This is a genomic window from Paenibacillus mangrovi, from assembly GCF_022898935.1.
Classification (GTDB): Bacteria; Bacillota; Bacilli; order Paenibacillales; family Paenibacillaceae; genus Paenibacillus_AQ; species Paenibacillus_AQ mangrovi.
Window position 1 is genome coordinate 71245 of the sequence record NZ_JALIRP010000004.1, and the last position, 11265, is coordinate 82509.

Here is an 11265-nt window from a genome sequence, read left to right on the forward strand (position 1 = left end):
GGAGGAAAGCGATGAGTCTTATGAATTTGGACGTTTTTCTTCACCGTTTACAATATGATCCGGATAAGGTCAAGCCCTTGGATTGGGAGACGGATTGGGATGACGCGCCGCTTCCTTACAAGCTTTATCGAAGCTTGCCAATGTTTCCGCTATCCAGGGAAGTGCCGGCAACGCTCGAAGGCAGGGAAACCACCGGTGTGCCTATCCTTCGCGATATCGGACATTTCCTTTACTATGTATTCGGGCTTACGCAATTGACCCAATCCGTCATGGAACGGGATACATCGGAAGAACCTGGAGGCGTCTTGCAGATGTGCCGGCGCTTCGTTCCTTCAGGAGGCGGGCTATATCCGAGCGAACTGTATCTCTATCTGAAGCTTGGTGAACTGCCTGCCGGCTTATACCATTACGATGCGGCGCATCATCGGTTGGCGTTGCTGCGCGAAGGAGATTTCGACGACTATTTAGCGAAGTCGCTTGGGAATCGCCGCGACACGAACGGTTGCTTTGGAGCTGCGTTCGTATCTACGGTTTACTGGAAAAATTTTTACAAATACAATAATTTTGCCTACCGGCTGCAGGGACTAGATGCTGGCATTTTGATCGGACAGCTGCTAGAAATCGCGAAACGATTCGGATTTTCGTCCAGCGTGCATTTTCAATTTCTCGATCAAGCCGTCAATCATCTGCTTGGTCTATCAGAACAAGAGGAGAGCGTGTATGCGGTTATCCCGTTATCGACAGAGCCGGCGATCCGGTGGATGGAAATCGGGAACGAGGATGAGGACACGGTTTCCGCCTCCGAGCTGTGCCGGGAGTTGTTGCCAGTCAGGCATGATCACTATGTCAGGTCACGGAGGATCGCAGATTATCCGATGCTGCTTCGGATGAGCGAAGCGTCCCTACTGGATTCGTCGCAAATGTTTCGAGAGATCCGGAAGGATGAACAAGCAATCCCGGATCAAGCGCTCGCATTGCCTCTGCCGCCTGTAGACCGCTTGTCGTATGATTTGGCGATGGTTTGCCGCAACCGGTTCTCGCCCGAGACAGAATTTGTCTGGAAGCCGATCGGTCTCTCCCAGCTTGCAGCTCTGCTTCGGGAAGCGATGGCTTCCTTCTCGTATCACAACGACCTGGATGGCCCACAGGAGCGGACGGAACCCCGTGTATGCCTTTATGGCTGCTTCTACGGGGTCGATGACGTTCCGGATGGTGCTTATCGGTACGATGGCGCCGCGCATGCGCTGCAGCCGGTTTGTCTTGGAGATCACCGGCAACGGATGCAGGAGGGAATGTCGCTGCCCAATATCAATTTGTTTCAAGTGCCGCTCAGCTTTCATGTAGCAGGGAAGAGGGGTTTCTTTCAATCTCAGCTCGGCAAGCGGGGATATCGCATACAGCAAATGGAGGCAGGGATGCTCGTTCACCGATTATTACTGGCAGCATCCGCCCTTGGGATGGGAGGGCGTCCGCTTCTCGGGTTTGACGCCAATTCCAGCGATGCGTTTTACGGGACGGCTTCCCGGGATGAAACGGGGCTGATTTTTATTCCAGTCGGTCCCTATCGTCATCGATTGCGTTTGGCGGGCAGTTTGAGCCGTTGAAATAAAAAAATCATCGCTAACGACATTGACGCGAACGGTTATGTCGTCAGTGATGAACCCCGCTCTTTCAAGAAATGGAGACCGGACTCCTCTTACCTATGATGGTTATCCCACTAGACGGATTGCTTAGATGCCCTTCAGCAAGTCAATAATGTTGAATTTGTTGTTCAAGCACAGAACGGCGACCCTCATTGGAGGATCGCCTCGTTGCATTTTGATCTACTGCGGGGTTTGCTTTCGTAGACAAAACACGCAGTAATCCGGATACTGTTCTTTTACTGTATCCCTTTCATATACCCCTCGATTTTTGAGGAGAACGAGAAGAGCAGAATGCTGAGGAGGATTGCCGCTCCCCCAATGATACCAAAGTATACCATCTCTGTCGCAGGCGAATAGAATTTAACAATTTGCGCATTAATCGCTTGGGCAGCCGCACTGGATAAGAACCATAAGCTCATGGTCTGGGCTGAGAAAGCGGTGGGTGCCAATTTTGTCGTAGCCGACAATCCTACAGGAGACAAGCATAATTCCCCCAGCACAACGATGAAATAGCTAAGAACGAGCCACAAAGGATTAACCAAGGAATCCTCGCCGCCAAAGTAAGCCGGTAAGAGGATCACCATGAAAGATAATCCGGCAAACAATAAGCCCAAGGCGAATTTCTTCGGGATCGAAGGCTGTCGTTTGCCAAGCTTCATCCAAAACCAGGCAAATACGGGAGCTAAAATGATAATAAACAACGGATTTATAGACTGAAACCAGGCCGGCGAAATATGAATTCCGGCAAAATCCAATTGGGTACGAGTATCTGCATAATTAGCAAGGATAGTTGAGCCTTGCTCTTGAATAGCCCAAAACATAATCGCTGCAATAAACAGCGGTATATAAGCAACAAGTCTGGAACGTTCAATGCTTGTGGTTCGCGGACTGCGGAACATGACAATAAAATATATGGTTGGAATCAAAATTCCCAGAATGCCTACGATTACGATAAGCGAATCAAACGTTAACAGACCTAATGGAATGGTAATTGCAACGATAACGGCGAGAAGCACTGCACCGATACCGATACTAAGGAATACTTTTTTTCGTTCCGCTGGTGATAACGGATTTGCTACGTAAGTACCTGCAAGGCCGAGGTTTTTTTTCTTGGTATAGATAAAGATGACCAATCCTAGAAACATACCGATTGCTGCGATGCCGAAGCCCAGGTGGAAATTGTAATCCATGCCGATGGTTCCCACAATGAGCGGAGCGATGAATGACCCCAGGTTGATGCCCATGTAAAATATGCTGAATCCTGCATCTCGGCGCTGGTCTTGTTCACTATAAAGTTCTCCTACCACACTGGATACATTGGGCTTCAACAAGCCCGTACCCAGCACGATCAGAACCATGGAAACAATAAATAAGGACAAACTACCCGGTATGGCCAAGGTGATATGCCCCAGCATGATTAATATTCCGCCGTAGAACACAGCTTTGGACGCTCCGAAAATCCTATCCGCTAACCACCCACCAATAATCCCGGACATATAGACAAGTGAACCATAGACGGACACAATGGCGAGAGCGGTATTCTCATCAATGCCGAGTCCGCCCTGACTCACTTCGTAATACATATAATAAACCAGGATCGCTTTCATTCCATAGTAGGAAAAGCGTTCCCAAAACTCTGTGAAGAATAGAGTAAACAACCCTTTGGGATGTCCAAAAAATCCCCGTTGCGGAACACTCTCAACAATTTTTTGTTTGTTTAAATCAGACATGCTGTTACTTCCTCCCTGGTGAAATAAATGTTCTGCTAAAAGTATCATCCCTTAGTAAGGGTATCCATTATTAAAGAATTCCAACTTCTAATGCCTATATTAGACTCTACAGCGGATTCAAAGAAAAAGTATAACACACGTATGACGAACTTTACTATAAGGATGGTTCCCTACATGAATCATTTCCAAGGATAAAGGGGATAAGAAAGGGGCATTCACTTCTACTACCATTTGTTGGTACGGCTCAAGAACGTAACATGCAGTGTTCTAACGATAGTCATTCAATTAATTCTCATGAAGTTGTCGCTGAGGCATTCGCTTCCAACAACGGCTTTTGCACGATTGGAGTAATAGATGATGGCAAAGGATTCAACGTTGAAGAATGTTCACAAAAAAGTTTAGGTTTATCTATTGTAAATAGCTATGTAGAGGATAAACTAAAAGGGAGCATGCAATTTAATCTACAGCGTGTGGAACAACAGTTTCATTCACGTTTAAAATGTAATAGAGGACTACAAAGGCGTAGTCTTACTAAAGCAAAGAGGCTTAAGGTTATAGCATTCCTACTTGATAGGAAGCGGTATAACTTTAGGCCTCTTTGTGTCTATTCTCTGGTATGAGAGATGAGGAAGTGGCAGAAGAATTGTTAAGTGTAGGAATACAGCTGTAATGGTTGCTATGCTCATTGCAAGTAAAATGGTTCCAAAAAAACTACACCTAAGAAGTAGAGGAGAGTACCCATGAGTATCGATAAAAAGATGATTGAAGAGATGGTTCGTAAAATCATCATGGAAAAAGTAGGGGCTGATGCTATTGAACAGAACGTTCATAGAGGTCCTGGAGGGATTACTTCTGTTAAAGTGCCAAATATGAAAGTTACAGAAGAGGATCGTCTCGATACAGGCAACCCTAATGATATCGTCTATTGTAAAGATCTTTTTTCGCTAAAGGAAAGTCCAAGACTTGGCTGCGGTATCATGGAGATGAAAGAAACAACCTTTGACTGGACACTTAACTATGATGAAATTGATTATGTGATTGAGGGACATCTGGATGTTATCATTGATGGTACAAAGGTGTCAGCTGGTCCAGGAGAAGTGATCCTGATTCCAAAAGGAAGTAAGATTCAATTTTCTGTGCCAGAATATGCACGATTTATCTATGTAACATATCCGGCTAACTGGGCAGAACAAGCGTAACATACAAAGACAAGGTTAATCCTATATCACGATGGAGCACTGTAGCATAGTTTACAGTGTTCCTTTTTTTTAGACAAAATCAATTATTGATATACAATGGAACTAGACAACTATTAATTCAATAGTATTTAGTGTATAAAAGCATACAGCATTCACGAAAGTAATATTCACAGTATACAAGAGCTCATACAGATTGGTCCGTTATGCACAAACATGACTTTATTGAGTTTATGTTGCGCCAAGGAGAAGAAGGAGAACAGGAAAGGATCTTCCCATATCATTAAGGGTCTCATGATTCGGATATTCGATCTATTGACGATAAAGATGCCTCGATTAAAGAACTCGTAAACCATTTTCACTTCCAGGAGGACTATTATACAAGACTGATCAAAAAACAAACGTGCATGTCCTTCTCCCAATTTCTTAGACATATTGTTTTGGTTATGTATACTACCGGTGGCGGATTTTCGGCTACTGATCTTGTTCTGTGCGCCTTGTTGGGTATCATTACGATGTAAAGGGGAAATATGAAATGAGTAAAGGTGATATTTTTCACGAGGCTCATTGCGCTAACGGGTATAATAGTTGAATGTCCCAAATGCTCCAAAAACAATTAAACCCTGTCAGCACAAAGCTGGCAGGGTTTACAAAATGTTGTTTACTTAGAAAAAGAAAGATCTAGTTATGATAACCAGCAAAATAAACAGAACTAAGATAGCTGCAATATTTGTGCCGAAACCACCATAACCATAACCTACTCCTCCGACAACTTCGCTCATGATTTCACCCTCCTTGATTTAAAATACACTTTATTTTATGGGGGATTCAGAATGAAGTAAGGGTAGTTCGGTAATAAATTGCTATTTCTCTTCATTTTGCATGTTTGCCGTTACATTAATAATAGTGTAGTGACAAATGCTCCAAAAACAAATCCCTACCAACGTAAAGCCAGTAGGGGTTTGTTAACGATGCTTCCGGATTTGCTTCTATATTACGTTCCGTCGCTTTCTAGGGTAAGCCAAGCAAGTAACTATTCTCCTTTATGGTAAGGGATTTTAGCTATGAGGGAGAACCTAATAAAGAGGGAATCAAATCCTTGACCCCATCGGTGAAGTAGTGGGTTATTAATCAAAGTTTTGCTACAGTTCAAACAAAAGATCATGTGCTGTAAGGAAGAGTAGCTTCTGAAGAAACATGGATACAGGAAATCACGGAAGCTTCCCATAATCGCTACTAGTCTATTAAGGGAGATGGGTATACAACACCGTAATAATCTCTAGCTCTTTTCAATGACTGATAAGTTAATTCACGGTTTAACGCAACATGGTGTTGAACTTATTATTTATGATGCCACACACGTATTTTGCCGTTTCCTGCGCGTTCACCTCCAAAAAGGAAATACCGTGTACTGTACGTACTTGTATGAAAGCGCATATGAAGCCATCTCCAAGGTCGTTCATATTCCTGATCAGGATCCTGTTTTCGGCATCAAGCTTGTCGGAAGTGACGCCTTGCTGCAGGTTGAGCGTACGCCGGGAGGAATCTCGATCAGGCTTCCCGATTGCGAATTGAACGAGCAGGCTCCCATCGCCCATGTTTTCCACATGCAGAAGGGCGAGGAGGCAAAGTGAGCGATAAGATTCCTTAACTTCAGCTTGGGGCAGAACGGAGGAATGCTTCGAAGACATCCGTACGGCTCCGGATCAAAAGAAATGAAAAAGACGAATACATGAAACCTTGCTCCATTGATCAGGGATTTCATGTATTCGTCTCAAGCGCACAACCTAGGAATAGAAGTGTTCAGCTTCAAAGGCTATCTCTTGCAAAGCTTTAAACGCCTATCCCTTTAGCGAGCCGGACGTGATGCCGTTAATGATATATTTTTGCATGAAAATGTAGAATAGAATAAGTGGTGCAACCGCCAGGAGCATCATCGGGAAGAAACTCGTCCAGTCGGTCGAGAATTGCCCAATATTTCGGAACACTTCTAAGAGCAATACACCCTTTGAACGGGATTGCAAGAATAACAATGGCGTCATGAAATCATTCCACACACCAAGTGTATTCAAGATCGCTACCGTGGCAATGACCGGCGTAAGCAGCGGGAATACAATCTGCCAGAATGTTCTCCAAACCCCACAGCCGTCCACTCTTGCCGCTTCTTCCAGCTCAAATGGAACGGTAGAGCTGATAAAGCTTTTAATTAAAAAAATAGAGAACGGAAGGCAGTAACAAATTTCGATAAGAACAACGCCCGAGAGGGTATTCATAATCCCAAGCTCTGCTACCTGTTTATAAAGAGCTAAGATCCCCATTTGGTACGGTACCATCATCCCAACCATGAATAAAAGGAACACGATTCGATTGAAGTGATTCGTGCGTCGTACTAAACTGTAAGCAGCCATTGCAGAAAACAGAACAATTCCAGCAACGGAGGAAATCGTAATGATCAGGTTGTTACTAAGCACATGAAAGTAGTTCATTGCCTTAAAGGCGCGAATGTAATTGTCGAACGTGATGTTAACTGGAAGGCCCATCGGATGAGAGACCGCATCAGCTGGCGTCTTAAATGTTGTGATGATCAAATAGTAAATAGGGATCATAAAAATCGCCGCTAAGACGAGCATAAGAATTTCCGTGAAGGCAGTTTCTTTTGTATATCGATTCATGATTACCGCCGCTCCCACATCTTGATTAGTGAAATGTGAATAAAGGTGATGATGCCAACGAGGATAACGAAGACAATTCCGAATGCGGCTCCGTAGCTATAGAAACCTTCACTGAGACCTTTCTTGAGCATGAGTGATACGATCGTTTCCGTAGAATACCCCGGACCGCCGCCAGTCAAGGCATAAACAATATCAAATACCTTCATGCCGTTGATCATCCCCATAACCGTATTGAAAGTGATCGCCGGAAGCAGGAGAGGAAGTGTGATATAGCGGAACATTTGCATCCCACTCGCTCTGTCAATCTTCGCCGCTTCGTAATAATCCGTTGAGATGCTCTGCAAGTTGGCCAAATAAATAACCATGGTGTAACCAACCCACTGCCATACGGAGGCGATGATGACCGAATAGAGTGCAAAATGAGGATCTCCGAGAAAATTGATGCGTTCAAAGCCAAGAGCGACTACAAGTTGATTAATCAAGCCAAAGTCGGAGGGTGAGTACATAAAATTCCAGAGATAACCGATAACCAATACGCTGAACACCGCAGGAAGAAAGAACGCAGCCCGAAGCAGATTTTTTGTTTTTAATTTTTTATTAAGAAATACCGCTAATGGAATGGCTAGTATATTCTGTCCAAGCATCGCGAGTACCGCATAGATTAACGTGTTACGAATACCTGTCAAATAGATTGATTCTTTAAATAGAGCTATATAATTGTCTAGACCAACGAACTTGACAACAACCGGATGCACGTCCGACCAGTTTGTAAAGCTGTATAAAGCGGTCTTTAACGTCGGAATGATGAAAAAGGTACAATAAATAAGTAAGGCAGGAAGCAGAAGCAGAACATAATTGATCTCTCGTTTGAACATGTTTGGTTTGTTCATGGGCAACAACCTTTAGCTTATAGGATGTACAAGGGGCAAATCGGTTTACCCCTTGTAATTGATACGGCCTATTTAGAAGATTTCTCCAGCAGTTCAGTTGCTTTTTTGTCTACCGCTTCTAGGACTTGATGAGGTGTTTTGGTACCGGCTATGAGTTCTTGAATACCTTTCCCTAGATCTGTGAAAGCAGCACCAGCAACGCCCCAATTATTAACAGGGTACATGACATTGCCCGCCTTGAAAGCTTCTTGAGCACCGTTGTACTCTGCTGGCATTTCAAACGTAACGCCTTTCAAGAAAGATGAACCGCCTTTATTATCGGCCCAATAAGCATTCTGACCTTCTGGTGTGGATAACAGGTCAAGCACCTTGTACGCCGCATCTTTGACCTCGGACTTCGCATTCAAACCAAACGATACCCCTGGACCACCGACCATCCAACCCGGACCCCCTTTTGTGCCCAGGTTCGGGAACATATCGATCTTCATGTTAGGCGCTTTTTGCTTAAAAGTATCCATATACCAAGGTCCTGCTTGGAACATAGCTGCCTTGCCGCTTGTAAACTCATCAATGGCTTGTTCTTCTTCAAGCCCAAGCATATCTTTGGTGAAGACACCATGTTTCAAGTATTCGGTCCATGTCATCAAAGCAGGCTCCAACGCATCGACCATTTTCGCGGTTCCTTTACCAAAATCTTCATTCCATTTTTTCCCTTCCGCTGTGCCGATATAATCATTTAATGCCAAACCGAGGAAGGACTGACCCGCTACGTTAGGATTCTTTAGACCGATCGCTTGGGGTTTGATGCCATTCTTCTTGAGCACGTCTGCTACTTGGAAATATTCATCAAGCGTTTTGGGTATTTTTAGGTTATATTTGGTGAATAGATCAACGTTATAGTAAACTCCGTTAAACCAACTAGCTTGCGGCAACCCGTACAGTTTATGATCAAATGTAACGGTGGATGTGCCGGTTTCATAATACTTGCTGGCGTAGCGTTCTGTTAAATCTTCGAAGTAACCTGCTTTGACGGTATTCGCGTCAATTATTCCACCGATAATGTCAGGACCTTCGCCTGCTGCAAGTTGTGTTTTGATGACATCTGCGTAAGTCTTGTTATCGATGAATTGATACTCCACATCTACATCGGGAAGTTTATCTTTGAATAATTGCAGAAGTGTCTTTACACTGTCCTCTTTGTTCCAATACGATAATCTGACTTTCACTTTCGTTACCGTTTTATCCTTCGGTGTTACATTTTCCATTGTGCTGCTATTGTCTGTACTGCTCTTACCGCAGCCTGTGAATAGAATAGACAAGGTGAGTATTGAGATAACGGTGACTAACCATGTTTTCTTCATACATTGACCTCCCAAAATTTAGAAAGTTTGTTTCACAGTAAGTATAGTATAAGTGTCATTTTTATCGAAATAACAGATTTCTTTGAAACCTAACAGAATCTCTCTGGAAACAGAAACCAAATTATGTGATGTAATATAAGTGAGTAAATAGCCGTCGTATGAACGGATAGGGAGGAAAATATGTATCATATTCTAGTAGTCGATGATCAACAAGCAGAAATTGATGCCATTGCATGGCTTATTCATAAGCATGCACTACCATTTTCTGTTGCTCAGGCCAATGATGGGGAAATAGCGCTGGAATATTTAAGGGGGCATCATGTAGATCTGTTATTCACGGATATTCGCATGCCATTCATGGACGGTCTAGAGTTAATTAAGCAGGCAAAAGTAGTCGTTCCAGACCTTAAGGTGATCATTTACAGTGCTTATGGGGAATTTGAATATGCACAAAAAGCGATTCAGCTTGGAACGGTTAATTATATGTTAAAGCCGATCGATGTGAAGGAATTCCTCAAAGTGTTCCAATCCATAATCGCTATACTAGAGGACGAAAGACTTCAGAGGGAGAAAGATGAGCTGCTGATCAAAGGATTCCATAAAGGAGTGGCGTATGAGAAAGAAAAGCTCCTGTTTGATCTCCTTCAAGGCCGTGAGATAGACCTCCATTACGAGGAGCGGGCAGCTTTTGCGGGTCTAAGTCATCTGGCAAATAAGCGGATGTATATGATGATGATTGGATTGGTAGATCATTTTTTTGATCTGCATCATACAGAAGTGTTCGAATTCCTTCAATCGACTTGTAAACATGAGATGCTTTATTTAAATATGAATGAATATCAAAGCATCATGCTAGTTGCTATTGATCCAGCTTCAACGATCAGCGATAAACAGCAAGAGCTTATGGCTTATGGGGACGGGGTTAGAGAATGGCTAGAGATTCGCTTCGATCGGCGAAGTTTCATTATCGTTGGTAGTCCGATTAATACGCTAGAGGGACTTCATGACGAGTTCACCCAAATGGAAGAGTTAATGAATTTTCGGTTTTTTATGGATAACAGTGTCGTTTGTTCCAAAGATGATGCAAGCATCTATGACCATGTAGATGACGAATCGTTAGAGCTTATGCTGAAGGATATTTATACTTCCATAGCACGAAAAGAATATCGTACACTTGAGCATCGAATAGAATTTCTCATTACGAATATGCGGAATAGTAAGCGCTTTAGTTCTATGTATGCCAAACTCTTATTTACAGAGATAATGAAAAGAATAGTTGATTCTCAAGATAAAAAAAACGTCCTTTTAGTAAAGGATGGTTTGGAGCGAATCGCACTTTGCAATTCGATTGCTGAGCTCAGGCAAGTCATTTTATCCGTATTTCAGGAGCATTTGCTGCGAATCGAAACGGCGACCGATGATCAATGCCGCAAGGTGATAGAAGATGTACAGATGATCATCCAGATGGAATACGGGAGTGATATTGGGGTCGAATATTTAGCCAAGCGCGTCTTTTTATCGCAAAGTTATTTAAGCTTTCTGTTCAAAAAAAGTACAGGTCAAAGCCTAGTCAAATATATTACAACCGTTCGAATGGAGCGAGCGAAGGAACTGCTGCGTGATTCAACGATTAAAGTTGTTGATATTGCCAGTACAGTTGGATTCTCGAACACATCCTATTTTAATTTAATGTTTAAGCAATATAACGGCTTGACTCCTGTTCAATATCGGGAAGGTGGCGGAAGGAGATGACTCTGCTCAAATTTATTCGTA

General features: G+C 43.3%; 9 protein-coding genes. 4 read left to right on the forward strand and 5 right to left on the reverse strand.

From position 1 onward, the window contains the following. The first annotated feature begins 11 nt into the window (after positions 1-11). The gene (locus MUG84_RS11000; protein WP_244725065.1) at positions 12-1604 is read left to right on the forward strand and encodes a SagB family peptide dehydrogenase; all 1593 of its coding nucleotides are present in this window, start codon (positions 12-14) and stop codon (positions 1602-1604) included. Between the two features lie 275 nt (positions 1605-1879). Here the strand turns inward: MUG84_RS11000 and MUG84_RS11005 are convergent, their stop codons facing one another. Continuing rightward, positions 1880-3373, reverse strand: coding sequence for a peptide MFS transporter (locus MUG84_RS11005; RefSeq protein ID WP_244725066.1), 1494 nt, complete (start codon positions 3371-3373; stop codon positions 1880-1882). 740 nt (positions 3374-4113) lie between these two features. Here MUG84_RS11005 and MUG84_RS11010 point away from each other — a divergent pair. Next, the gene (locus tag MUG84_RS11010) at positions 4114-4572 is read left to right on the forward strand and encodes a cupin domain-containing protein (RefSeq protein WP_006679466.1); all 459 of its coding nucleotides are present in this window, start codon (positions 4114-4116) and stop codon (positions 4570-4572) included. 662 nt (positions 4573-5234) lie between these two features. Here the strand turns inward: MUG84_RS11010 and MUG84_RS11015 are convergent. After that, positions 5235-5351: a YjcZ family sporulation protein gene (locus MUG84_RS11015; protein ID WP_244725068.1), complete on the reverse strand. Its 117-nt coding sequence runs from the start codon at positions 5349-5351 to the stop codon at positions 5235-5237. 624 nt (positions 5352-5975) lie between these two features. Here MUG84_RS11015 and MUG84_RS11020 point away from each other — a divergent pair. After that, positions 5976-6203, forward strand: a complete 228-nt coding sequence (locus tag MUG84_RS11020; RefSeq protein ID WP_244725070.1) for a hypothetical protein — start codon at positions 5976-5978, stop codon at positions 6201-6203. A 207-nt stretch (positions 6204-6410) separates the two neighbouring features. Here the strand turns inward: MUG84_RS11020 and MUG84_RS11025 are convergent, their stop codons facing one another. The 3 genes from MUG84_RS11025 to MUG84_RS11035 form a co-directional block, all read right to left on the reverse strand. Further along, the gene (locus MUG84_RS11025) at positions 6411-7241 is read right to left on the reverse strand and encodes a carbohydrate ABC transporter permease (protein WP_244725071.1); all 831 of its coding nucleotides are present in this window, start codon (positions 7239-7241) and stop codon (positions 6411-6413) included. Between the two features lie 2 nt (positions 7242-7243). Beyond that, on the reverse strand, positions 7244-8131 hold the full coding sequence (locus MUG84_RS11030) for a carbohydrate ABC transporter permease (RefSeq protein WP_244725073.1): 888 nt from the start codon (positions 8129-8131) through the stop codon (positions 7244-7246). A 68-nt stretch (positions 8132-8199) separates the two neighbouring features. Further along, the gene (locus MUG84_RS11035; protein WP_244725074.1) at positions 8200-9492 is read right to left on the reverse strand and encodes an ABC transporter substrate-binding protein; all 1293 of its coding nucleotides are present in this window, start codon (positions 9490-9492) and stop codon (positions 8200-8202) included. Positions 9493-9672: 180 nt separating this feature from the next. Between MUG84_RS11035 and MUG84_RS11040 the strand changes: the two genes are divergently transcribed. Beyond that, positions 9673-11244, forward strand: coding sequence for a response regulator transcription factor (locus MUG84_RS11040; protein ID WP_244725075.1), 1572 nt, complete (start codon positions 9673-9675; stop codon positions 11242-11244). Positions 11245-11265: the final 21 nt, after the last annotated feature.

What these genes read in the sequence shown, in the direction of transcription:
- MUG84_RS11025 (WP_244725071.1), bottom strand. Translation starts at nt 7,241, where the DNA reads ATGAATCGATATACAAAAGAAACTGCCTTCACGGAAATTCTTATGCTC.
- MUG84_RS11015 (WP_244725068.1), bottom strand. Translation starts at nt 5,351, where the DNA reads ATGAGCGAAGTTGTCGGAGGAGTAGGTTATGGTTATGGTGGTTTCGGC.
- MUG84_RS11010 (WP_006679466.1), top strand. Translation starts at nt 4,114, where the DNA reads ATGAGTATCGATAAAAAGATGATTGAAGAGATGGTTCGTAAAATCATC.
- MUG84_RS11000 (WP_244725065.1), top strand. Translation starts at nt 12, where the DNA reads ATGAGTCTTATGAATTTGGACGTTTTTCTTCACCGTTTACAATATGAT.
- MUG84_RS11005 (WP_244725066.1), bottom strand. Translation starts at nt 3,373, where the DNA reads ATGTCTGATTTAAACAAACAAAAAATTGTTGAGAGTGTTCCGCAACGG.
- MUG84_RS11030 (WP_244725073.1), bottom strand. Translation starts at nt 8,131, where the DNA reads ATGAACAAACCAAACATGTTCAAACGAGAGATCAATTATGTTCTGCTT.
- MUG84_RS11040 (WP_244725075.1), top strand. Translation starts at nt 9,673, where the DNA reads ATGTATCATATTCTAGTAGTCGATGATCAACAAGCAGAAATTGATGCC.
- MUG84_RS11035 (WP_244725074.1), bottom strand. Translation starts at nt 9,492, where the DNA reads ATGAAGAAAACATGGTTAGTCACCGTTATCTCAATACTCACCTTGTCT.